The sequence below is a fragment of the Hasllibacter halocynthiae genome (assembly GCF_003003095.1).
Lineage (GTDB): Bacteria > Pseudomonadota > Alphaproteobacteria > Rhodobacterales > Rhodobacteraceae > Hasllibacter > Hasllibacter halocynthiae.
In genome coordinates this window covers 1,145,046-1,167,194 of the sequence record NZ_PVTT01000001.1, presented here as the reverse complement: position 1 = coordinate 1,167,194, position 22,149 = coordinate 1,145,046, and the positions used below count along the sequence as shown (strand labels likewise).

The 22,149-nt window shown below is 71.7% G+C and carries 18 protein-coding genes; 8 read left to right on the top strand and 10 right to left on the bottom strand.

The window, feature by feature from the left end; translation table 11 throughout:
* Nucleotides 1-5 precede the first annotated feature (5 nt).
* The 4 genes from lpxC (at nt 6) to BCF33_RS05825 (ending at nt 6,113) form a co-directional block, all read left to right on the top strand.
* Nucleotides 6-926 carry a UDP-3-O-acyl-N-acetylglucosamine deacetylase gene (lpxC, locus tag BCF33_RS05840; protein WP_106159935.1) on the top strand — a complete coding sequence of 307 codons (921 nt, stop codon included), beginning with the start codon at nt 6-8 and terminating at the stop codon, nt 924-926.
* A 77-nt stretch (nt 927-1,003) separates the two neighbouring features.
* Nucleotides 1,004-1,834 carry an outer membrane protein assembly factor BamD gene (locus BCF33_RS05835; protein WP_106159934.1) on the top strand — a complete coding sequence of 277 codons (831 nt, stop codon included), beginning with the start codon at nt 1,004-1,006 and terminating at the stop codon, nt 1,832-1,834.
* Nucleotides 1,835-2,689: 855 nt separating this feature from the next.
* Entirely contained in the window at nt 2,690-4,333 is a 1,644-nt protein-coding gene (gene recN / locus BCF33_RS05830; RefSeq protein WP_106159933.1) for a DNA repair protein RecN, read from the top strand.
* A gap of 94 nt (nt 4,334-4,427) precedes the next feature.
* Complete coding sequence (locus BCF33_RS05825) at nt 4,428-6,113, top strand: chloride channel protein (RefSeq protein ID WP_106159932.1); 1,686 nt, start codon at nt 4,428-4,430, stop codon at nt 6,111-6,113.
* A 7-nt stretch (nt 6,114-6,120) separates the two neighbouring features.
* On the opposite strand, the gene BCF33_RS05820 is transcribed toward BCF33_RS05825, so the two are convergent.
* The 3 genes from BCF33_RS05820 to cobT all read right to left on the bottom strand — a co-directional run bounded on the left by BCF33_RS05820 (nt 6,121) and on the right by cobT (nt 10,296).
* Nucleotides 6,121-6,459 (bottom strand): DUF427 domain-containing protein, encoded by a 339-nt coding sequence (locus BCF33_RS05820; RefSeq protein ID WP_106159931.1) that lies wholly within the window; start codon nt 6,457-6,459, stop codon nt 6,121-6,123.
* 90 nt (nt 6,460-6,549) lie between these two features.
* Nucleotides 6,550-8,346 (bottom strand): aminopeptidase P family protein, encoded by a 1,797-nt coding sequence (locus BCF33_RS05815; RefSeq protein ID WP_106159930.1) that lies wholly within the window; start codon nt 8,344-8,346, stop codon nt 6,550-6,552.
* A gap of 84 nt (nt 8,347-8,430) precedes the next feature.
* Entirely contained in the window at nt 8,431-10,296 is a 1,866-nt protein-coding gene (cobT, locus tag BCF33_RS05810; protein WP_106159929.1) for a cobaltochelatase subunit CobT, read from the bottom strand.
* A 152-nt stretch (nt 10,297-10,448) separates the two neighbouring features.
* Between cobT and BCF33_RS05805 the strand changes: the two genes are divergently transcribed.
* On the top strand, nt 10,449-11,399 hold the full coding sequence (locus BCF33_RS05805) for a hypothetical protein (protein ID WP_106159928.1): 951 nt from the start codon (nt 10,449-10,451) through the stop codon (nt 11,397-11,399).
* A 42-nt stretch (nt 11,400-11,441) separates the two neighbouring features.
* Here BCF33_RS05805 and cobS read toward each other — a convergent pair whose 3' ends face one another.
* From cobS to BCF33_RS05790, 3 genes are all read right to left on the bottom strand, one after another.
* Nucleotides 11,442-12,425, bottom strand: coding sequence for a cobaltochelatase subunit CobS (cobS, locus tag BCF33_RS05800; RefSeq protein WP_106159927.1), 984 nt, complete (start codon nt 12,423-12,425; stop codon nt 11,442-11,444).
* 77 nt (nt 12,426-12,502) lie between these two features.
* Entirely contained in the window at nt 12,503-13,684 is a 1,182-nt protein-coding gene (locus BCF33_RS05795; RefSeq protein WP_106159926.1) for a sensor histidine kinase, read from the bottom strand.
* A 149-nt stretch (nt 13,685-13,833) separates the two neighbouring features.
* On the bottom strand, nt 13,834-14,460 hold the full coding sequence (locus BCF33_RS05790; RefSeq protein WP_106159925.1) for a J domain-containing protein: 627 nt from the start codon (nt 14,458-14,460) through the stop codon (nt 13,834-13,836).
* Nucleotides 14,461-14,593: 133 nt separating this feature from the next.
* Between BCF33_RS05790 and BCF33_RS05785 the strand changes: the two genes are divergently transcribed.
* Complete coding sequence (locus BCF33_RS05785) at nt 14,594-14,866, top strand: BolA family protein (protein WP_245883732.1); 273 nt, start codon at nt 14,594-14,596, stop codon at nt 14,864-14,866.
* Here the strand turns inward: BCF33_RS05785 and BCF33_RS05780 are convergent.
* On the bottom strand, nt 14,863-15,429 hold the full coding sequence (locus tag BCF33_RS05780; protein ID WP_106159923.1) for a hypothetical protein: 567 nt from the start codon (nt 15,427-15,429) through the stop codon (nt 14,863-14,865). The two genes, BCF33_RS05785 and BCF33_RS05780, sit on opposite strands and share 4 nt — an antisense overlap.
* 62 nt (nt 15,430-15,491) lie before the next feature.
* Nucleotides 15,492-17,000: an Asp-tRNA(Asn)/Glu-tRNA(Gln) amidotransferase subunit GatB gene (gene gatB, locus BCF33_RS05775; RefSeq protein WP_106159922.1), complete on the bottom strand. Its 1,509-nt coding sequence runs from the start codon at nt 16,998-17,000 to the stop codon at nt 15,492-15,494.
* Between the two features lie 163 nt (nt 17,001-17,163).
* Here gatB and BCF33_RS05770 point away from each other — a divergent pair, with 163 nt between their 5' ends.
* Together BCF33_RS05770 and BCF33_RS05765 are read left to right on the top strand one after the other, a co-directional pair.
* Entirely contained in the window at nt 17,164-17,826 is a 663-nt protein-coding gene (locus BCF33_RS05770; protein WP_106159921.1) for a transglycosylase SLT domain-containing protein, read from the top strand.
* Between the two features lie 56 nt (nt 17,827-17,882).
* Nucleotides 17,883-18,443, top strand: coding sequence for a type 1 glutamine amidotransferase domain-containing protein (locus BCF33_RS05765; protein WP_106159920.1), 561 nt, complete (start codon nt 17,883-17,885; stop codon nt 18,441-18,443).
* A 74-nt stretch (nt 18,444-18,517) separates the two neighbouring features.
* Here the strand turns inward: BCF33_RS05765 and BCF33_RS05760 are convergent, their stop codons facing one another.
* Both BCF33_RS05760 and pepN read right to left on the bottom strand, forming a co-directional pair.
* Nucleotides 18,518-19,393: a 1-acyl-sn-glycerol-3-phosphate acyltransferase gene (locus BCF33_RS05760; protein WP_106159919.1), complete on the bottom strand. Its 876-nt coding sequence runs from the start codon at nt 19,391-19,393 to the stop codon at nt 18,518-18,520.
* A gap of 119 nt (nt 19,394-19,512) precedes the next feature.
* Entirely contained in the window at nt 19,513-22,071 is a 2,559-nt protein-coding gene (pepN, locus tag BCF33_RS05755) for an aminopeptidase N (protein ID WP_106159918.1), read from the bottom strand.
* Nucleotides 22,072-22,149 lie beyond the last annotated feature (78 nt).

Here is a 22,149-nt window from a genome sequence, read left to right as displayed (position 1 = left end):
GTATCATGCAAGCGACGCTTCGCGGCGACATCACCATCGAAGGACGCGGCCTTCATTCCGGCGCCTTGGCGACGCTGCGCCTGCGCCCCGCGCCGGCCGATCACGGCATCTGGTTCCGCCGCACGGACGTCTCGGGGCGCGACCCGATGGTCCCGGCCCTCTGGGACGTCGTCACCCCGACCGAGCTCTGCACCCGCCTCGAGAACGAGGATGGCGTTGCCGTGCGCACCACCGAGCATCTGATGGCCGCCCTATGGGGCTGCGGCGTGCGCAACGCCCTCGTCGAGATCGACGCCGAGGAGGTGCCGATCCTCGACGGCTCGTCCCGCCCCTTCGCCGAGGCGATCCTCGCGCGCGGCATCGTCCCTCAGGCCGCGCCGGTCGTCGCGATCGAGATCCTCGCGCCAGTCGAGGTCCGCCGCGGCGAGGCCTTCGCCCGCCTCGAGCCCGCGACCGCCCCCGAGATGCGGTTCGAGATCGACTTCGCCGACGCCGCCATCGGCCGGCAGGAATACGCCATGGCGACGGCCAACGGCTCCTTCCTGCGCGAGCTGTCCGACAGCCGCACCTTCTGCCGCAAGTCCGACGTCGACGCCATGCAGGCCCGCGGCCTCGCCCTCGGCGGCACGCTCGAGAACGCGGTCGTCGTGGACGGCGCGAACGTCCTCTCCCCCGGTGGCCTGCGCCGCCGCGACGAGGCCGTGCGCCACAAGATGCTCGACGCGTTCGGCGACCTCGCCCTCGCGGGGATGCCGATCCTCGGCCGCTACGTGGGCCACCGCGCCGGGCACGCGCTGACCAACCAGCTTCTGCGCGCCCTCTTCGCGGACCCGTCCGCCTACCACGTCGTGGCCTGCGACGAGGCGTGCGCCCAGGCGCTGCCCGGCGCCCATGTGGTGCCTGCCGACCTTCCCCGCGCGATCTGATGCGCGCGGCGGCCCGCGGGCCGTTTGCCCTCGCCGCGCCCCGTGCTAGCACCTGCCGAAAGGCCGGGAGGGCAGGGATGACCAGCACGGGACGCATCGCGGCGACGGCCGCCCTTCTGGGCCTTCTCGCCGGCTGCGGGGCCGCCACCCGCGAGGAGGCGCCCCTCGACACGTTCGACGCCGCCACCATCTTCCAGCGCGGCGAGTTCGAGCTCGAGGCCGGCGACGAGGAGGAGGCCGCCCGCTACTTCGGCGAGGTCGAGCGGCTCTACCCCTACAGCGAGCTCGCGCAGCGCGCCCTCATCATGCAGGCCTTCGCCTACCATCAGGCCGACGCGTACGAGCTCTCCCGCGCCTCCGCGCAGCGCTATCTCGACTTCTTCCGCGGGTCCGAGGACAGCGCCTATGCGCAGTACCTCCTCGCGCTCTCCTACTACGACCAGATCGACGACGTCGGCCGCGACCAGGGCCTGACCTTCCAGGCCCTTCAAGCCCTGCGCGAGGTGATCGAGCTCTACCCCGATTCGGAATACGCCCGCTCGGCCGTCCTCAAGTTCGACCTGGCCTTCGATCACCTCGCCGCCAAGGAGATGGAGATCGGGCGGTACTACCTCGCCCGCGGCTACTTCCCCGCCGCCGTCAACCGGTTCCGCGTCGTGGTCGAGGACTTCCAGACCACCACCCACACGCCCGAGGCCCTGCTGCGCCTCGTCGAGGCCTACCTCTCCCTCGGCCTCCTGGAGGAGGCGCAGACCGCCGGCGCGATCCTCGGCTACAACTACCGCTCTTCGCCCTTCTACCAGGACGCCTTCGCCCTCCTGCGCGGCCGCGGCCTCGCGCCCGAGGCGGCGGGCGAAAGCTGGCTGCGAACGGTCTACCGCCGCGTCGTCAGGGGCGATCAGATCTAGCGCGGGGGCCTTTCGCGGGGCGCCGCTCCCCCGCGTCCCGATCGCCGCGCGCAGGTATCCCGGGCGTCCGGCCTTCCGATCGTTGCAGGTCACGTCCCCTCGATGCGCGCGCGGTCGAACCGGGCACGGGCGGCCGACGCTCCGGCCGGCAAGTGCTGGGCCCGTCCTTCCGGGCTCTGCGCACGGGTCGGGAATGTGATCCGCCGGCCCGTCCTCCGAGGCGCCGACCCGGCCGGGCATCGCGTTCGCCGCGCCCGTCATCGGGCACGGCTGCCGCGAGGACGGGCGCCGCGGCGGATCGCAGCGGCGGATCGGATGCGGCGTTTCCCACCGCATGTGCGGCACCGTTCCCGCCTGCCTCGGGCGAGGGCGGGGCCCTCCCGTCCAGCAAGGGTGCCGGACCGCCTCCACCGCGCCGCACGCGGCCCCTGCGGCGCCCGTGATGCGTGCCGAAACGGCTTGCGTCGCGGGATTTGCCGGCATGCCTTCCCCGGCCGCCGGGCAGGGCGCCGACGTCCGCGCGGCCGTCCCGCACCTCCGGCGGCCCTCCGGCCCCGGCATGTCGCCGCCTCGTCGTCGCATCCCGCCGCTCCACGCATCGGTTTCCACGGGTGAGGATAGAGGCGAAAGGTTGCGAAATGGTTCACGCACCGCGCGCTGGCTCGCTCGGCCCGCTATCGAAGCGCAACAGACCGACGCTGCAGGATTCGTTCCCCCTCTCCCGACACCCCGAAAGATGCGCTCCGCCCCGCGCCCGTTCCCGGGGGCCTGCGGGGCGATCCGCCCCGGACCCCTCGATTCTTCGGCCCCGGGATGCCATCTCCCTTGGGTCGTCCACCGCCCCCGAAGGCCCCGATGCTCCGCTCGCTCGAGATCAAGGACATGCTGCTGATCGACCGGCTCTCGCTCGAGATGGGCGAGGGGCTGAACGTGCTGACGGGCGAGACGGGGGCGGGCAAGTCGATCCTCCTCGACTCCCTCGGCTTCGTCCTCGGCTGGCGCGGCCGGGCCGAGCTGGTGCGCGCCGGCGCCGAGCGGGGCGAGGTGACGGCCGCTTTCGACCTGCCGAAGGGCCACCCCGCCGAAGCCGTACTGGAGAAGGCCGGGATCGAGCCCGAGGACGAGCTGATCTTCCGCCGGGTGAACACCGCCGACGGGCGAAAGACGGCCTGGGTCAACGGGATACGCGTCTCGGGCGAGGTGCTGCGCCGCCTCTCCGACACCCTGGTCGAACTGCACGGCCAGCACGACGACCGGGGCCTGCTGCACCCCGCCGGCCACCGCGCCCTCCTCGACGCCTTCGCCGGTGCCGACCTCGCCTCCGTGCGCGCCGCATGGGCGGCCCGCCGCGCCGCCGCCAAGACCCTCGCCGAGGCCGAGGAGGCGCTGCAAGCTGCCAGGAAGGAAGAGGAATTCGTCCGCCACGCCGCGGACGAGCTGTCGAAGATGGACCCCCGCCCGGGCGAGGACGAGGCGCTCGACGCCCGCCGCCGCCTCATGCAGGCCAGCGCCCGCATCCGCGAGGACATCGCCAAGGCCGGCCAGGCCATCTCCTATGACGGGGCCGAGGGGCAGACCTCCGACGCGATCCGCTGGCTGGGCGACGGCGCGGACGCCGCCGAGGGCCGCCTCGACGCCCCGATCGCCGCGCTGGAACGCGCGCTGGAAGGTCTCGCCGAAGCCCAGCAGGGCATCGAGGACGCGCTCCACGACCTCGCCTTCGACCCGCGCGAGCTGGAGGAGACGGAGGAGCGGCTCTTCGCCCTGCGCGCGCTGGCCCGCAAACACGGCGTCACGCCCGAGGAACTGCCCGCGCTCGCCGAGGACATGAACCGGCGCCTCGAGGCGCTCGACCGGGGCGAGGGGGACATCGCCGACCTGCGCGCCGCCCTTCGGGTCGCCGAGACTGCGTACGGCGAGGCCGCTGCCGCCCTCTCCGCGCGCCGCCACGAGGCGGCGGCCGCCCTCGACGCCGCCATGGCAGCCGAGCTCGCCCCCCTGAAGATGGAGCGCGCGGTCTTCGAGACCCGCATCGCCCCGTCCGAACCCGGGCCCGACGGCGCGGATGAGGTCGCCTTCACCGTCGCCACCAACCCCGGCGCCCCCGCGGGGCCCCTGGCCAAGATCGCCTCGGGTGGCGAGCTTTCGCGCTTCCTGCTGGCGCTGAAGGTCTGCCTGACGGGCGGGGCGACCGGCATCACCATGATCTTCGACGAGATCGACCGCGGCGTGGGCGGCGCGACGGCCGACGCGGTGGGGCGCCGCCTCGCGGCGATCGCGGCGGGCGCGCAGGTGCTGGTCGTCACGCATTCGCCGCAGGTGGCGGCCCTCGGGGCGCATCACTGGCGGGTCGAGAAGCGGGTCGAGGCGGACGTGACCGTCTCGACCGTCACCGCCCTCGACCCCGCCCGCCGCGTCGAGGAGATCGCGCGCATGCTCTCGGGCGAGACCATCACCCCCGCCGCCCGCGACGCGGCGCAGGCGCTGCTGACGGCCTGACGCGCGCTCCGGGCCTGCGGCCCCCGTCCTCCGACCGGCGTGGAAACGTCCCCCTGCCATTCCATGACGCGGCGGGCGGGCTTAAGCCCGGGGCGTGGACGCGCCCGACCCGAACCCCTTCGCCCGCCAGTGGCGCACGGCCGTGCGGACCTGCGCCGAGGGGCTGCGCGTCATCCGGGCCAAGGGGCCGTCGCAGCTTCAGTTCTGGTTCCTCGCGCTCTTCATCGGAATCGCGGCGGGCTTCGCCGCGCTCGGCTTCCGCCTCGGCATTGCATGGCTGCAGGAGCTGCTCTACCGGACCGACGATCCCTCGCGCCTCGGGACCTTCGCGGCGGACCTGCCCTGGTGGTGGCTGATCGCGGTGCCGACGGCCGGCGGCCTCGTCGTGGGGCTGATCCTGCACCGCTTCACCCCCGACGCGCGCGCCCGCACCGTCGCCGACGTGATCGAGGGCGCCGCCCTCCATGACGGCCGGGTCGAGGGGCGCGCCGGCCTCGCCTCGGCGGCCGCATCGCTGATCACGCTCGGGACGGGCGGCTCGTCGGGGCGGGAGGGGCCGGTCGTGCACCTCGCGGCGGTCATCGCCTCGAAGGTGTCGCGCTGGATCAAGGCGGACGGCGTGACGGGGCGCGACCTTCTGGGCTGCGCGGTGGCGGCGGCCGTCTCGGCCTCGTTCAACGCGCCCATCGCCGGCGCGCTCTTCGCGCTCGAGGTGGTGCTGCGCCACTTCGCGGTCCACGCCTTCGCCCCCATCGCCATCGCGGCCGTGGCGGGCACGGTGATCAACCGGGTGAACCTCGGCGGCATGACCGAGTACGAGCAGGCCGGAACCATCCTCGCCTTCTACGTCGAGCTTCCGGCATTCATGATCCTCGGGCTGACCTCGGGTCTCGTGGCGGTGGTCCTGATACGCGCCGTCTTCGCGGCCGAGAGCATGGGCAACAGGCTGCGCGAAGCGACCGGCATGCCCCGCTGGATGCGCCCGGCCGTGGCGGGCGCAATGCTCGGCGCGCTGGCGATCTGGTTCCCGTTCATCATCGGCGTCGGCTACGAGACGGTGTCGGACGCGCTCTCAGGGGACCTCCTGCTGCGCGAGGCGTTCGTCTTCGCCGTGCTCAAGGTCGTGGCGGTGGCCATCACCCTCGGGGGGCGGATGGGCGGCGGCATCTTCTCGCCGGCGCTGATGGTCGGGGCGCTGACAGGCCTCGCCTTCGGCCTCGTCGCCTCGATCCCCTTCCCGGGCCTCTCCTCGGGCGCGCAGCTCTACGCGCTCGCCGGGATGGGGGCGGTGGCCGCGGCGGTGCTGGGGGCGCCGATCTCGACCACGCTCATCGTGTTCGAGCTGACGGGCGACTGGCAGACGGGGATCGCCGTGATGGTGTCGGTGTCGCTCTCGACGGCGCTGGCCTCGCGCCTCGTGCACCGCTCCTTCTTCCTCGCCCAGCTCGAACGGCGGGGCATCCACCTGGCCGCGGGGCCGCAATCCTACCTCTGGGGGACGCTTCGCGTGGGCCGGACCATGCGCCTGCCGGGCAGCCCCCGCTACCCGGACGAAGGCGCCCTCCAGGCGATCCTGGACGCCGGCGTGATGGCCGAGGAAGGCGCGACGCTGGAGGTGGCGATGCCCCTCTTCGAGCATCCCGCCGTCACCCTCTTCGTGCCGGTGGTCGAGCGGTCCGACGACGGCACGCCGCACGTCGTCGGCAGCCTGCACCGCGTGGACGCCCTGACCGCCTACAACCGCGCGCTGGCGGCCGTGTCGGCGGAAGAGCATTCGTGACGCGGGATCAGACCCGTTCGACCGTCACCTCGCCCGGCTGGAAGGCGAGGTGGTCCTTGATCTCGGCAACGCCCGGCTCGGGCTCCTCGTAGGTCCAGACGGCGTCCGGGATCGTCACGGACTTCGTCACCACCGAGTAGTAGGCCGCATCGCCCTTGTGGGGGCAGTGGGTGCTCTTCCCCGAGCGGTCGAGGAAGGCCATCGCGACGTCCTCGCGCGGGACGTAGATCACCGGGTCGTGCCCCTCCTCGCGCAGCTCCAGCGCATGCGTCGTCTCGCCCAGCACGGCGCCGCCCGCGCGGACGCAATAGGTGCCCTCAGCGGGCCGGATGGTGATCTTTGCCACTTGGCGCTCCTCCCCTGTTCCTTCCGAAGCTAGCGCGGCCCGGGCCGGAAGCCCAACGCCGCCCGCGGCGCCGCCGCCGCGGGTCGGACCCTACGGCCTCAGCGGCGCGCAGGCCCTCGCCAGCCAGCCGCGGACCTTCGGCTCGACCAGGGGGCCGATCTCCTCGAGGACGCGGGCGTGGTAGGCGTCGAGCCAAGCGACCTCCGCCGGGGCCATCGCCCGCGCGTCGACCAGGCGGCGGTCGATGGGGGCGAGGGTCAGGGTCTCGAAGCCCAAAAACTCGCGCCCCGGCTCGGCCTCGGCGGGGCGGACCGCGACGAGGTTCTCGATGCGGATGCCGAACTGGCCCTCGCGGTAGTAGCCCGGCTCGTTCGAGAGGATCATCCCCGCCTCAAGCGGGATCGTGGAGGCCCGGCTGATCCGGGCCGGCCCTTCGTGGACCGACAGATAGCTGCCCACCCCGTGCCCCGTGCCGTGGTCGTAGTCGCGGCCTTCGACCCAAAGGAACTGCCGCGCCAGCGGATCGACGTCGCGGCCCGCGCAGCCCTTGGGGAAGCGCGCGCGCGAGACGGCGATCATGCCGCGCAGGACGGCGGTGAAGGCCGCGCGCTCCTCCGCGCCGACGGGGCCGACGGGGCCGACGGGAACCGTGCGGGTGATGTCGGTCGTGCCGTCGACGTATTGCCCGCCCGAGTCGACCAGCAGCAGCTCGCCCGCCCGAAGGGGCCGGTCGGTGCCCCGGGTCACCCGGTAGTGGACGATGGCACCGTGCGGACCCGACCCGGCGATCGTCTCGAAGGAGATGTCGCGCAGGGCGTTCGTCCCCCGCCGGAACCCCTCCAACGCCTCGACCACCGCGATCTCCGTCAGGTCGCCCGGCGCGTTCGCGTCCAGCCAGTGGAGGAAGCGCGCCATGGCCGCCCCGTCCCGGCGATGGGCGTCGCGCGCGCCCCGCAGCTCGGCGGGGGTCTTGCGGGCCTTGGGCAGAAGGCAGGGATCGGGCCCTTCGGAGATCGTCACCCCCGCCTCGCGCAGCGCCTCGAACACCGCGAATGGTGCGGTCTCGGGGTCCACGCGCACCGGGCCCGACAAGTGGGCGAGCGCGGCCGGCATAGCCGCGGGCGCATGGACCGCGATCGCGGGGTCGGGGTCCAGCCCCTCGACCTTGGCGGGATCGAGGAAGAGGTCCACGCGCGCGTCCTCGTGAAGGATGGCGAAGGCCTGCACGACCGGGTTCCGAGGGATGTCCGAGCCGCGGATGTTCAAGAGCCAAGAGATGCTGTCGGGCAGGGTCAGCACGACGGCCTTTTGATCTGCCTCCCTGAGGATGCCGGCAACCTCTTCCCGCTTCTCGCGGCTGGTCCTGCCGGTCAAATCGACGGGCTGATCGAAGGCTTCGCCGACCGGGGGGGCAGGGCGGTCCGGCCAGATCGCGTCGATGAGGTTCGCCCCCGGCGCCAGCGCGATCGCCTTCGGGTCCAGCGCCTTGCGCAGCGCCGCGACTTCCTTCTCGGTATGCAGCCAGGGGTCGAGGCCGACTTTGCCGCCCTCGGACAAGGCCCCGATCAGCCAATCGGCCACCTTGGTGTCGGGCCAGGCGACCACCTCGACCTCGTCCGGAACCTGCGCGCGGCCCTGAACCCGGTAGCGGCCGTCCGCGAAGAGGGCGGCGCGGGCCCCCGTCACCGCCGCCGACCCGGCCGATCCGGTGAACCCGGTCAGCCAAGCGAGCCGCTCGTCCGCGGGGGCGACGTATTCGCCCTGGTGGGCGTCCGCGCGGGGGACGAGGAAGGCGTCGACCCCGGCGTCGGCCATCGCGGCGCGCAGGGCCTTCAGGCGGGGCGGGGACTGGTCGGGCGAGGTCGTGGCGTCGAAGGTCTGGAGCATGGCCGCGGGTCTAGCCCCGGTGGCTGGGGCGCGCCACCACCGTGGGCCGGAGGCCGCTTCGCCATCGGCGGACCGGGCTCCGCCCTACGCCGCGCGCATCCCCATCACCCGCGCCCGCGCCCGCGGATCGGCGTCGAAGAGCGCGGCGAGCTGCTCGGTGATCGCGCCGGCCAGCTGCTCGACGTCCGTGATGGTCACCGCGCGGTCGTAGTAGCGCGTCACGTCGTGACCGATGCCGATGGCCAGCAACTCGACCAGCTTGCGCCGCTCGACCATCGCGATCACGTCGCGCAGGTGCTTCTCGAGGTAGTTCGCGGGGTTCACGGACAGTGTGGAATCGTCCACGGGCGCCCCGTCCGAGATCACCATCAGGATCTTCCGCGCCTCGTGCCGCCGCGCCAGCCGCCCATGCGCCCATTCCAGCGCCTCGCCGTCGATGTTCTCCTTCAGGAGCCCTTCCTTCATCATCAGCCCGAGATTGTCGCGCGTGCGCCGCCAGGGCGCGTCCGCGTCCTTGTAGACGATGTGGCGCAGGTCGTTCAGACGGCCGGGCGCGGGGGGGCGCCCTTCGGCCAGCCACTTCTCGCGCGCCCGCCCGCCCTTCCAGGCGACGGTGGTGAAGCCCAGGATCTCGGTCTTGACCTGGCACCTCTCCAACGTCCGGGCCAACACGTCCGCGCAGATCGCCGCGATCGAGATCGGCCGCCCCCGCATCGAGCCGGAGTTGTCCAGCAGCAGCGTGACGACCGTGTCCCGGAACTCGGTCTCGTTCTCGACCTTGAAGCTCAAGGGCGTCGTGGGGTTGGCGACCACGCGGGCCAGGCGTCCGGCGTCCAGCACCCCTTCCTCCTGGTCGAAGGACCATGATCGGCTCTGCTGCGCCTGAAGGCGCCGCTGCAGCTTGTTCGCCAGCCGGCTGACGGCGCCCTTCAAGGGCTCGAGCTGCTGGTCGAGATAGGCGCGCAGCCGCTCCAGCTCGGCCGGCTCGGCGAGGTCCTCGGCGCCCACGACCTCGTCATGCGCGGCGTCGAACACCTTGTAGTCCGGGTCCGCCTCCGAGGCGGGCTGCGGGGGAGGGGGGTCGAGCGGCGCCTCGCCCTCGGGCATCTCGGCCTCCTCCGCGTCCTCCATGTCGGGGGACTCGCCCTCGTGGACCTCGGCCTGTCCCTCGTCCTCCTGGCGGTCCTGCTCGCGTTCGGGGGCGGCGTCGTCCTGGTCCTGGCGGTCCTGCTCGCCGCCGTCCTCGGGCGGGCTCTCGTCCTCCTCCGCCTCGGCGTCCTCGCCGGATTCGTCGTCCTCCGCGTCCGGGTCCTCGCCCAGCTGGTCGCCGTAGCCCAGGTCGTCGATGATCTGCCGCGCGAGGCGCGAGAAGGCACCCTGGTCCTCGAGCGCGTCGTCGATCCCCGACAGCGTCTCCTGCGCCTGGCCCTCGACGAACTCGCGCCAGAGGTCGGCGACGTTCTGCGCCCCTTCCGGCAGGGGCCGGCCCGTGGCGAGCTGGCGGATCAGATAGCCCGCCGCGACCGCCAGCGGCGCCTCGGACGCCTGGGAGATCTGGTCGTAGCCGCGCCGTTCGGCCTCCTGGCCGATGCGGGCGTCGATGTTGCCCGCGGTGCCGGGCATGTGGCGCGCGCCGACCGCCTCGCAGCGGGCGGTCTCCATCGCCTCGTAGAGGTCGCGCGCCATCTGCCCTTCCGGGCGGTAGCGGGCATGCGTCCCCGCGTCGTGATAGCGGCGGCGCAGCGCATAGCCGTCCGCGGCCCCGCGCGCGGCGACGATCTCGTCCGCCTTCATGCGGCGCGAGACCTGCGGCAGCCTCACGCCATCGGCGGTCATCCCCGGCGGGTCGACGGAGTAGGTGATGGCGAGGTCCGGATCGTCGGCGAGCGTGCGCGTCGCCTCCGCGAGGGCCTTCTTGAACGTTTCGGTTGGGCTATCGGGCTGACTCATGGCGCGGAATGTAGCCGCCCGGCGGCGCCGCGACGAGGGGGGGATGGGAACGGCAGGGACTCCCGAAGGGTTTGATCCACGACCCCGCAGGGGTCCGCACACGCACATGAAGGGAGAACCCGGAGATGCTACAGCAAAGGACGCAAACCGCGATGGCGCTGGTCCTCAGCCTCGGCCTGACGACGGCCGCCTTCGGCCAGGAAGCCGCCACGACCGCCGAAGAGGTCGGCGTCGAGCCCATCGGGAGCGCCGAGACCGGCGTGGACGAGCCGGTCGATGCCACCGAAGGCGATGCGCTGCTGGTCGGCGAAGCCGACGACGCCACCCAGGCCGCGCAGGGCCAGGGAGAGCGGGTGACCACCTATCGCACCACCGGCCAGAGCAGGAATCAGAACGCCGGCCAGAGCGGCGGTCAGGCCACCGCGCAGGCTGGCGGCCAGACGTCCGGGCAAGGCGGCAACCAGGCGGCCGAACAGTCCGGCACGCGGACGGCCGGCAATCAGGGCGGGGGGCAAGCGGGCGGCCAGACCGGCGCGACCCAGCGCGAGCCCGACCTGACCGAGCTGGCGCGGCAGGCGGACGGCGCCCGGATCGGCGCGACGGACGGCGCCGGAATGCCCATGCACGGCATGGATGCCGGCGCGATGCAGCGCGTCGCGATGGAGCTCTTCGCGGCGGGCTTCCGCGAGGGCTACGCCCAGGGTGCGGCGTTCGCCCGTGCCCATGCGGACGCGCAGGCCGATGCGGACCGGGATCGCCGGGCTCAAGCCGACATGGCGCGCGAGGCCGAGATGCGCCGCCAGGTCCAGGCCAACCTCGAAAGGCGCGCCCAGCAACAGCGCATGGCGGCGGACGGCCATGGCGGCGATCAGGGCGGCGGCTTCGACCGCCAGATGCTGAACCAGCAGGCTGCGGGGGGCGGCGATCAGGCGCTCCTGCGTCTCCTGCTCGGCGCGAACGCCGTGGGCAGCCAGTTCCCGCCCGCCATGGGCGACGGTTCGGGCCAGCAGGGCGGCGGCAACATCGTCCTCGTGATCCCGCAAGGCGAACAGGGCCGCATGCTTATGCAGCAGTTGATGCAGGGCCAGCAGCAGGGCGGCTGACCGCGTCGGTCCGGCCCGCCCCCCGGGGGCGGGCCGGAACCTCTATCCCAGCGTCATCGACACCGCGCTCTCCGGCAACTCGTCGTCGAAGCAACGCTGATAGAACTCGGCGACGGTCTGGCGCTCCAACTCGTCGCATTTGTTCAGGAACGTCAGGCGGAAGGCGTAGCCCACGTTGCGGAAGATCTCTGCGTTGGTCGCCCAGGCGATCACCGTGCGGGGGGACATCACCGTCGACAGCTCGCCGTTCATGAAGGCCGTGCGGGTCATCGCCGCCAGGCGAACCATCTGATCCACCGTCCGGCGCCCCTCCTTCGTGTTGTAATGGGGGGCCTTCGACAGGACGATCGCCGCTTCCGCGTCGTGGTTCAGGTAGTTCAGCGTGGCGACCAGCGACCAGCGGTCCATCTGGCCCTGGTTGATCTGCTGCGTGCCGTGATAGAGGCCCGTCGTGTCCCCGAGGCCGACCGTGTTCGCCGTCGCGAAGAGGCGGAAGTAGGGATGCGGGGTGATGACCTCGTTCTGGTCGAGAAGCGTCAGCTTGCCGTCCGTCTCCAGCACCCGCTGGATCACGAACATCACGTCCGCGCGGCCGGCGTCGTATTCGTCGAAGACGATGGCGCAGGGGTTCCGCAGCGCCCAGGGCAGGATGCCCTCCTGGAACTCCGTGACCTGCACGCCGTCCCGCAGCTTGATCGCGTCCTTGCCGATCAGGTCGATGCGAGAGATGTGGGAATCGAGGTTCACCCGGACGCAGGGCCAGTTGAGGCGCGAGGCGACCTGCTCGATATGGGTGGACTTGCCGGTGCCGTGATAGCCCTGGATCATCACCCGGCGGTTCCAGTTGAACCCCGCGAGGATGGCCATCGTCGTGTCCGGGTCGAACTTGTAGGTCTCGTCCCGCGCGGGCACCCGGTCGGTGGGATCGGCGAAGCCCCGCACGGTCATGTCGCTGTCGATCCCGAACGTCTCGCGGACGCTGACCTGCTCGGTGGGGTGCATGTCGGTCCTGGAGCCGTCGGCCATGGGTGTCCTGCCTTCCGTGGGAATGCGCGTCGGGATCGCCCGATGCGACATATCCCGGCCGCCTTCAAGGGAAAGGATCAGGCCCGCGCCCCCAGCGGAAACTCGAAGGCGAGCGCGGTCCCCCGCGGCGACGCGAGGAAGTCCAGCTCGGCCCCCAATTGGCCCGCGACCGCCTCCATGATGCGCGTGCCGAGGCCCTCGCCCCTCGGCGCGGCCGGGTCGTGGCCCACGCCGTCGTCCTCGAACCGGGCCCGCACGCGCCCGCCCCGGCATCCGATGTCCAGCGACACGGTTCCGTCCCGCCCGTCGGGGAAGGCGTATTTCAGCGAGTTCGCGATGAACTCGTTCATCAGGATCGCGAGGGCGCTCGCCTGCGACGTCTCCAGGTCGACCGCGCCCATCCGGGGAAGCAGGACGACGTTCTCCGGCGCGCCCTTTCGCAGCTCTTCGATCAGCGAGTTGCCGAAGGTCGGCAGGAACACGCGGTCCATCTGCGAGACCCGATGCAGCGCCGCGTGGATCGAGGTGATCGCCTGCACCCGCCCCCGTGCGGCCGCCAGCGCGGCGCGCGTCTCGCCCGAGGTCGACTGGGCACCCTGCATCTGCAGGAGCGATGACACCATCTGAAGCGAGTTCTTGACCCGGTGATCGATCTCCATCTTCAGGATCCGCTCGCTGTCGAGCGCCGCGCGCAGGCGGGCGTTCTGCTTCTCCAGCGCGCGGATGGCGCGGGCCTCCGCGGCGGCGATGCGGCGCAGCTCGAGGTTGGCCATGACCTGCCGGGCGAGGGGGGGCAGGGCGTAGCGTGCACGCTCGTCCAATTCGTGCGGCTCGGGACCGGCGACCTCCAGCGCACCGATCAGGACATGGTCCGCGTCGTAGAGAGGCGCGGCGGCTACGAACCGTATCCCGTGAACCGCGTGCACCGGCCGGCGGGCGAAGGACGGATCGTCGGCAAGGTCGCGGCACATCACGATCCCGGCGTCGGGGCTGCGGGCGATCAGATCCGGCACGACGGGGTCGTCATGTATCAGGGCGGCATCCTCCGATCCGCCGGGCAGGCATGCGCCGACATGATGCGCGCGCCGCCCGTCGTTCAGCGCGACCGCTGCCCGCGGCAGCTCCGCCATGCGGGCGGCCAGCGCTGCCAGGCGGTCGAGGTCGGGATCCGTTGTCCCGATCGAAAGTCCGTACCGCCGCAGAGGCGAGCCGCCCTGCAGCATCGTCGGATCCCCTTCCAGCATCGCGAAACCGTCCACTTCGCCAACCCCGATCCGTCCCCGGCAACAAAGGGTCCGACCCCCCGTGACCCGAGGGCGGCACCCTCGGAGCCGATCTAAACCAGTTTGCAGTTACGCAACGAAAGTGTCAACTTTGCTACATTGTCCCCGGAAGTCGGATGACGTCGTCACCTATCGGGAAAGGAGCGGCTGTCCTTGATCTGGTCCCAGGCCCAGACGACCTCCTGCAGGCGGTCCTCGTCGGCCCGGTTTCCGCCGTTCATGTCAGGGTGCAGCACCTTGACCAGCGCCTTGTAGGCCTTGCGCATCTGGACCTTCGTCCAGTCGTCGCGCGCTTCCAGGATCTCCAGCGCCTTGCGCTCGGTGGGCGGCAGGCGACGGCCCGCCGAACGGCCCGGGTTGCGGGTCGCGTTCTCGCCTAGGACCTCGTGCGCGTCGTCGATCCCGAGGCGGGCCCAGGCCCGCTCCTCCGCGGATTGCTTGAAGGGCTTGGTCGGGCGCTCGCCCACCCGGTCGCTCTGGACCTGCTCGAAGAACTCCTCCTCGGTCGAGCCGTTGAAGAAGTTCCACTTCAGGTTGTACTCGCGCACGTGCTGCTTGCAGAACCAGTAGTAGTCGTCGAGCACGTCGGGATTCTTCGGGGCGCGGTACTGGCCCCGCTCCTCGCAGCCGGGATGCTCGCAGATGCGCTTCGAGGTCTCGAACGCGCCAGACATGCCGCGCCGCGTCTTCTGGCGCTTCTTCTTGTCGGTCGAGGCACGCATGTCGAAGCCGAACGGGTCGGATTTTGCCATCTTCTCGTCCCCTTCCTATTCGGCCTGCGGCCGGACCCGCCCCCTCCGGCTGGACCGCGGGGGAGGCGAGAGTTTAGTCACTACGGCGCGGCATGGAAGAGGGGAGACCGGGAAAATGGATGCGGAGGTGACCATGCGGGATCGGATCGAGGAAGCGCTGCGCAAGGTCCTCGCGCCGACCGCAATCGAGGTGCGCGACGTCAGCGCGGCCCATGCGGGGCATGCCGGCGCCCCAGCAGGAGGCGAGAGCCATTTCGAAGTCTCGATGACCGCGCCGGCCTTCGCCGGGCAGGGACGCCTCGCCCGCCACCGCGCCGTGCACGCGGCGCTGGGCGAGCGGATCGTGAACGCGATCCATGCGCTCCAGCTCGACCTTCGCGCGCCAGAGGAGAGGGAGGGGGGCTAGCCCCCCTCGTCCCGCCGGGCCGAAAGCCTGGGGCCGTCCCCGCCCGTCCGCGAGGCGAGCTTGCCCGTCCCCGCGAAGAGGCGCGGGGGCGGCCTCTCGCCCGACGCGGTGGCAGGCGCGGCGGTGAAGGCGGGCCGCTTCACGAGGCGCGGCGCCTCGGGGGGCTCGTCCTCTCGCCTATGCTCCGGCAGGGGCTCGGGGGCGGGCGTGGCCTCGGCCGGCGCATCGGAAAGCTCGCCGGCCGCCTCTGGGGCGGGCGCCTCGGGCCAGTGCGACGGGTGGTCGGGCCGCGCATGGACCGGTGCTGCGCCGGCCGCGCCGCCCTCCGCCCGGTCGCGCCGGAACACCATCACCAGCTCCTCGTGCACGTCGCGGCGGCGCAGCAGCCCCTTGCGGGACGTCACGGGCAGCCGATCCGCCCGGACATAGGACCAGCCTTCGGCGCCCATCTCGTTCATCGCCTCCGTCAGCCCGTGGAGGTAGCGCGGCACCGCGCCCTTCACGCCCTTCATCTTCGGCGGCTCGGTCGGCGCCTGGATCAGCCTGTACTCGTAGCGGGTCATGCTCGGCCCCCTCTTCACCCCAAGGCGTCCTAGCGCGTCCGCAGCCGCCCCGGAAGGCGCCATCAGGCGAGCTTCCGCCGCACGGCCTCGTTCACGGCCTTGGGGTTCGCCTTGCCGCCCGTCGCCTTCATGACCTGCCCGACGAACCAGCCCGCGAGCTTGGGGTTCGTGCCCGCCTTCTCGACCTGGGCGGGATTGGCGGCGATGATCTCGTCCAGTGCGGCGTCGATCGCGCCCGTGTCCGTGACCTGGGCCATTCCCCGCTCATCCACGATGGAGGCCGGGTCGCCGCCTTCGGTCCAGACGATCTCGAACAGCTCCTTCGCGATCTTGCCGGAAATCTTGTCCGACCCGATCAGGTCCAGGATGCCGCCCAGCTGCGCCGCGCTCACGGGGCTGTCGGCCAACGCCGTCTCGTCCGCCTTCAGCCGCCCGAAGAGGTCGTTGATGACCCAGTTGGCGGCCTGCTTGCCATCGCGGCCCTTCGCGACCGCCTCGAAGAAGGCCGCGCTCTCGGCGTCGGCCGTGAGGACCGAGGCGTCGTAGTCCTTGATCCCGTATTCGGCCATCAGGCGCGCCTTCTTCTCGTCCGGCAGCTCGGGCAGGGCGCTCGCGATCGCGTCGACCCAGCCCTGCTCGATCTCCAGCGGCAGGAGGTCGGGGTCCGGGAAGTAGCGGTAGTCGTGCGCCTCCTCCTTGGAGCGCATCGACCGCGTCTCGCCCCGGTTCGGATCGTAGAGGCGCGTCTCCTGCACGACTGCGCCGCCGTCCTCGAGGATCGCGATCTGGCGCCGGGCCTCGTGCTCGATGGCGGCCTGGATGAAGCGCAGCGAGTTCATGTTCTTGATCTCGCACCGGGTGCCGAGGTGCGAGAATTCCTGGGTCTCCTGGTACCTCTCGTAGTCCCCCGGACGGCAGACGGAGACGTTGACGTCGGCCCGCAGGTTGCCGTTCTGCATGTTGCCGTCGCAGGTGCCGAGGTACCGCATGATCTGCCGCAGCTTGGCGACGTAGGCTGCCGCCTCCTCCGGGCCGCGGATGTCGGGGCGCGAGACGATCTCCATCAGGGCGACGCCGGTGCGGTTGAGGTCCACGAAGGACAGGGTCGGGTCCATGTCGTGGATCGACTTGCCGGCGTCCTGCTCGAGGTGGATGCGCTCGATCCGCACGGTGCGGGCGGTGCCGTCGCCCATTTCGACCAGCACCTCCCCCTCGCCGACGATGGGGTGGTAGAGCTGGGAGATCTGATAGCCCTGCGGCAGGTCGGGGTAGAAGTAGTTCTTGCGGTCGAAGGCGCTCGCCAGGTTGATCTCGGCCTTCAGCCCCAGCCCGGTCCGCACCGCTTGCTCGACGCAGAACTCGTTGATGACGGGCAGCATCCCCGGCATGGCCGCGTCCACGAAGGACACGTTGCTGTTCGGCTCGGCCCCGAAGGCCGTCGACGCGCCCGAGAACAGCTTGGCCTTCGAAGCGACTTGGGCATGGACCTCCAGGCCGATCACCAGCTCCCAATCCTCCTTCGCGCCCTGGATCACCTTCGGCGCGGGTGCGGGGTAGGTTAGGTCGAGCATGTCGCGTGCCTTTCGCTGGTGCGCGCGCGAGATACGCCCCCAGGGCATCGGAAGAAAGGCCCGAATCCGCCGATTTCGCCGTGGCATTCGCCCCTGCGTTGCGCCGGAGTGTGGTCTTCGTCACGAGTCGCGGGAATCGGAATACCGCAGGATGACTTCGCTGATGATACGCACCCTCGGACTTGCGGCGGCCCTCGCCGCCGGCTTCGCCCTCTCCGCCTGCTCGGAGGCCGTGCAGGCCCCGTTCAACTTCGCCGGCCTCTCCCCAGTGGAGGAGCCCGAGGCCGTCCCCGCGCAGCCCATCCTGCGCTGGTCGCACCGTTCGGAGGGACCCGAGTGGACCCTCGCGACGATGAACGCGCTCGCCTCCCATGGCGAAGCCCTTCCGGACATGGTCCCCGCCGACATCGAAAGCTGGTGCCCCGCCTACCCGCAGGCGTCCGAGTTCGAGCGCCGCGCCTTCTGGGCTGGCCTCATCTCCGCGCTCGCCTGGCACGAATCGACGCACCGGCCGGCCGCCGTGGGCGGCGGGGGGCGTTGGCACGGGCTGGTGCAGATCCTGCCCAGCACCGCGCGCGGCTACGGCTGCGAGGCGCGCTCCGGCATCGCGCTGCAGGACGGACCGGCGAACCTGCGCTGCGCGGTCCGCATCATGTCGTCGACGGTGGCGCGCGACGGCGTGATCTCGCGCGGGATGCGCGGCGTGGCGGCCGACTGGGGCCCGTTCCATTCCGCCCGCAAGCGCGAGGACATGCGCCGCTGGGTCTCGTCCCAGCCATTCTGCGCGCAGTCGGGGGACATGACGCAGCTCGCCTCCGCCGAGTGACGGAACGCGGAGGCGGCCCTGTCCGTTTCCGCTCCGCACACGCAACGGAGGATGACATGCCTGCCATCGAGAACGCGAGGATCCTGATCCTCGCCACGAACGGGTTCGAGCAGTCCGAACTGATGAAGCCCCTGAAGGACCTGCGCACCAAGGGTGCGACGGTGAAGGTCGCATCCCCCGAGACGGGCGAGATCAAGGGCTGGGACGGTGGCGACTGGGGCGAGAGCGTGCCGGTCGACCTCTCCCTCGACGAGGTCGCGGTGGACGAGTGGGACGCGCTCGTCCTGCCTGGCGGCCAGATCAACCCGGACCTGCTGCGGGTGAACGAGAAGGCGGTGAAGATGGTCCGCGCCTTCGTCGAGGCCGAGAAGGTCGTCGCCGCGGTCTGCCACGCCCCCTGGCTGCTGATCGAGGCCGACGTCGTCCGCGGCCGCGAGATGACGGGCTACAAGTCGATCCGCACGGACCTCGAAAACGCCGGGGCCCAAGTGGTCGACCGGGAGGTCGCCGTCTCAAACGGGATCGTGACGTCCCGCAACCCGGGCGACCTCGACGCCTTCGTGGGCAAGATCGTCGAGGAGGTCGAGGAAGGCCGCCATCAGCGCCCGGCCGCCTGACGTCGGAGCGGTCGACGAGGCCAGCCCCTAGGGGCCGGCCGATCCTCCAATGGGCCTGAGCCTCGCCATGAGGCTCAGGCCCTGAGGGGGAAGCTCGCCCGGCGGAAGTCGGGCATCCATCGCGAACCGAGCGGGACGTGCGGCGGCGCAAGGGCCAGGACGCCCTCCCGCAGGATGCGCGTGGCCTCCTCCGGGCTGGCGGGCAGGTCGCGCTGCAGCACCGGGGGGCCGAACGCGACGCGATAGCGCTGGCGGTCCTTGTTCAACGTCTCGTGGAACAGCGTCACGTCCCGCAGGGTCGGGTGGGCGGCGTCCAACGCATAGAAGAGGGCGCTGTTGCGCGCCGTGACGTGCACCGGGACGACCGGCATGTCGAACTTGCGCGCCATCGCGGCGGCCGAGTGCATCCAAGGCCGCTCGTGCAGGGTCAGCCCTCGCCGCTCGGCGAGCCGGCCGGAGGGGAACACGATCCCGAGGCGCCCGCCCTCGCAAGCCTTCTTCAGGTCGAGCAGCGTCTGCCGGGCGCTCGCGCGCGAACGCCTGTCCTCGCGCCATTCGACGGGCACGATCATGTGGGCGAGTTGCGGCAGCACGCGCAGGATGTCCGCGTTCGCCATGAAGTAGAGGTCGGGCCGCGTCGGCGCGAGGAGGCGGTGCAGGATGACCCCGTCGCCGATGCCGGTCGGATGGTTCGCCACCAGCATCACCGGTCCCTCGGCGGGAACATGGCCCAGCCCGTGCACCTCGACGCGCTTGGCGAGCCGTTCGCCCACGCGGGCCATGATCTCGGGGCCGGGGAGGGGGTCCATCTCCGCCCCGACCTCCAGTGCGTGATGGTAGCCGAGCATGCGGTCCAGCACCCAGCGCGGTGCCGCCGCGATCCGCCGCCGCAGCCAAGGGGCCCGTTCGAGGATGAGCGGGTCGAGCCGCTCCCGAATCGTCTCGCTCATGCGACCCCCCTAGGCGCGGCGTATGACAACGGGGCGACGCTAGACGGACCCGCTCGATCGCCAAACCGCCCAATCGGCGGGCGGTTCCCCCCGGCGGGCGCCTGCCGAAAAGGCGTTTCTCAGGCGTCGCGAATCCGCCCGGCCATCTCGCGGAGGTCCGGCGACAGGTCCTTCGCCGCAAGGATGCGGTCCAGCGCGGCGCCGGCCCTGGCCTGCCGGTCCGGGTCGAAGCGGCGCCAGGTCTCGAAGGTCGTCGACATGCGCGCCGCGGCCTGCGGGTTCAGCGCGTCGAGCTTGAGCAGCCAGTCCGCCATCGTGTCGTAGCCCGCCCCCGAAGCGTTATGGAAGCCCGCATGGTTGCCGGCGAGCGCGCCGAACACGGCCCGGAAGCGGTTGGGGTTACGAAGATCGAACTCCGGCCGCCGTGCCAGCGCCTCGGCGGTCCCCGCGGCCTTCTCCGGTGCGGCGAACCTGACCTGCAGCGAGAACCACCGGTCCAGGACCAGCCGCTCGTCCGACCACCGCTCGCGGAAATCCTCGGCCTCCGCAGCGCCGTGCCCCGCCGCGAGAAGTGCGGAGAGGGCGGCGATCTCCTCCGTGAGGTTCGTCGCCTCGCAATAGGCGGCCTGCGCGGGGGCGGCGTCGAGAAGCGCCTCGTACCCGAGCGCGGCGCCCCAGAGCGCTCGCCGCCCGGACTGTTCGGCGTCGGGCCTGTAGGGCGCCGTGACCCGCATGGCGCCGCGAAGGCCGGGAAGCACGTCCTCCATCGCCTTCGACACCGCAAGCCGCAGCGCCTCGCGGGCGGCATGGACCGCGTCCGGATCGGGGGCCGCCCCGTCGTCGTGAAGCGCCTGCGCCACGTCGTCCTCCGACGGCAGCGCGAGGCAGAGGGCGCGGAAGGCGGGGTCGGGGGCATCGTCGGTGGCGAGGGCGCGCAGTGCCTGCGGAAGAGCATCGTCCGCCCGGGCGCCGCCCGCCATGCGGCAGAGCAGGCGCGTCGCCAGCCTGCGCCCGGCTTCCCACCGGGCGAACGGGTCGGGGTCGTTGGCCAGCAGGAACGCGCGCTCGGCGTCGTCCGCCTCCCGGCGGAGGATCACGGGCGCCGAGAAGCCGCGGAGGAGCGACGGGACCGGCCGTTCGGGCAGGTCGAACGTCCATTCCCCCGCAGCCTCCTCCAGAAGCAGCACACGCTCCTCGACCAGCTCGGACCCGTCGGCGCCGAGAAGGCCGGTGCGGACGGGGATGGGCATGGGCGCCTTGCAGGGCTGGCCTGGCGTCGGCGGCGTCTCCTGCGCGAGGCGCAGGGTGTAGGTGCCGCCCCCGCTTTCCTTCGGCTCCCACTCCTCTTCCGCCGTGACGCGGGGGGTGCCGGCCTGGGAGTACCAACGTCCGAAGTGCTCGGGCACCGTGCCAGTCGCGTCGCGAAAGACCTGGAGCCAGTCCTCGATCGTCACGGCTTGGCCGTCGTGCCGCGCGAAGTAGAGGCGCAGGGCGTCCCGGTAGCCCTCGTCCCCGACGATCGACTTGAGCATCCGGACGAGCTCGGCGCCCTTCTCGTAGACGGTCGCCGTGTAGAAATTGTCGACCGCGACGTAGCTCTCCGGCCGGACGGGGTGGGCGAGGGGGCCTGCATCCTCGCGGAACTGGCCGCGCATCGCCAGCGCCTGGCGGATCCGCTCCACAGCGGCGGATCGGACATCCTCGCTGAACTGCTGATCGCGAAAGACGGTCAGCCCTTCCTTCAGGCAGAGCTGGAACCAGTCGCGACAGGTCACGCGGTTGCCCGTCCAGTTGTGGAAGTACTCGTGCGCGACGACGGCTTCGATGACGGCGAACTGATCGTCAGTCGCCGTCGCCGGCGAGGCGAGGACGACGGAGGAGTTGAAGACGTTCAGCCCCTTGTTCTCCATCGCTCCCATGTTGAAGTCGTCCACCGCGACGATGTTGAACACGTCCAGGTCGTAGGCGAGGTCGTAGGCCGCCTCGTCCCAGCGCATGGCGGTCTTCAGCGACTTGATCGCGAAGGCGCAGCGCCCCTCGTCTGGGCCGGGGCGGGTCCACACCGCGAGGTCGACCGCGCGCCCGTCCGAGGTGACGAACGTGTCCCGCTGCGGCACGAGGTCGCCCGCGACGAGCGCGAAGAGATAGGCCGGCTTGGGGTGCGGGTCGTGCCATTCGGCGAAGCCCTTCCCCGCCGCACCGGGATTCCCGTTCGAGAGGAGGACGGGAAGGTCCGACTCGATCCGCACAGTGAAGGGGGCCATCACGTCCGGCCGGTCGGGATAGAAGGTGATCCGCCGGAAGCCCTGCGCCTCGCACTGGGTGCAGAACATGCCGTTCGACATGTAGAGGCCGGAAAGGGCGGTGTTCGCCTCCGGGTCGATCTCGACCTCGGCTTCGAAGAGGAAGGGGCGGTCGGGCGGCGTCAGCGTCAGCCCCGCCTCCCGCACCTCGGGCGCGGCCTCGGCCCCATCCACGGCGCATCGGACGAGGCGCGGCCCATCCCCGTCGAGGCGGAACGTCCGGTCCTCCGTCGCCGGGTTCGGCCGGAACCGGATGCGCGACAGCACCCGCGTCGCCTGCGGCGAGAGGCGGAATACCAGGTGGACCTCGTCCACCAGCCATGGCGGCGGCGCGTAGTCCGCGAGGTGGACCGCCTGGGCGGCGGGCTGCTTCATGCTGCGACCTCCGATGCGCGGAACATCCCGCCGGACGGACACGTTATTTCCCCGAACGAGGGGCGCAACCGCGCCGGG

What these genes read in the sequence shown, in the direction of transcription:
- lpxC (WP_106159935.1), top strand. Translation starts at nt 6, where the DNA reads ATGCAAGCGACGCTTCGCGGCGACATCACCATCGAAGGACGCGGCCTT.
- BCF33_RS05835 (WP_106159934.1), top strand. Translation starts at nt 1,004, where the DNA reads ATGACCAGCACGGGACGCATCGCGGCGACGGCCGCCCTTCTGGGCCTT.
- recN (WP_106159933.1), top strand. Translation starts at nt 2,690, where the DNA reads ATGCTCCGCTCGCTCGAGATCAAGGACATGCTGCTGATCGACCGGCTC.
- BCF33_RS05815 (WP_106159930.1), bottom strand. Translation starts at nt 8,346, where the DNA reads ATGCTCCAGACCTTCGACGCCACGACCTCGCCCGACCAGTCCCCGCCC.
- cobT (WP_106159929.1), bottom strand. Translation starts at nt 10,296, where the DNA reads ATGAGTCAGCCCGATAGCCCAACCGAAACGTTCAAGAAGGCCCTCGCG.
- BCF33_RS05805 (WP_106159928.1), top strand. Translation starts at nt 10,449, where the DNA reads ATGGCGCTGGTCCTCAGCCTCGGCCTGACGACGGCCGCCTTCGGCCAG.
- cobS (WP_106159927.1), bottom strand. Translation starts at nt 12,425, where the DNA reads ATGGCCGACGGCTCCAGGACCGACATGCACCCCACCGAGCAGGTCAGC.
- BCF33_RS05790 (WP_106159925.1), bottom strand. Translation starts at nt 14,460, where the DNA reads ATGGCAAAATCCGACCCGTTCGGCTTCGACATGCGTGCCTCGACCGAC.
- BCF33_RS05785 (WP_245883732.1), top strand. Translation starts at nt 14,594, where the DNA reads ATGCGGGATCGGATCGAGGAAGCGCTGCGCAAGGTCCTCGCGCCGACC.
- BCF33_RS05780 (WP_106159923.1), bottom strand. Translation starts at nt 15,429, where the DNA reads ATGACCCGCTACGAGTACAGGCTGATCCAGGCGCCGACCGAGCCGCCG.
- gatB (WP_106159922.1), bottom strand. Translation starts at nt 17,000, where the DNA reads ATGCTCGACCTAACCTACCCCGCACCCGCGCCGAAGGTGATCCAGGGC.
- BCF33_RS05770 (WP_106159921.1), top strand. Translation starts at nt 17,164, where the DNA reads ATGATACGCACCCTCGGACTTGCGGCGGCCCTCGCCGCCGGCTTCGCC.
- BCF33_RS05765 (WP_106159920.1), top strand. Translation starts at nt 17,883, where the DNA reads ATGCCTGCCATCGAGAACGCGAGGATCCTGATCCTCGCCACGAACGGG.
- BCF33_RS05760 (WP_106159919.1), bottom strand. Translation starts at nt 19,393, where the DNA reads ATGAGCGAGACGATTCGGGAGCGGCTCGACCCGCTCATCCTCGAACGG.
- pepN (WP_106159918.1), bottom strand. Translation starts at nt 22,071, where the DNA reads ATGAAGCAGCCCGCCGCCCAGGCGGTCCACCTCGCGGACTACGCGCCG.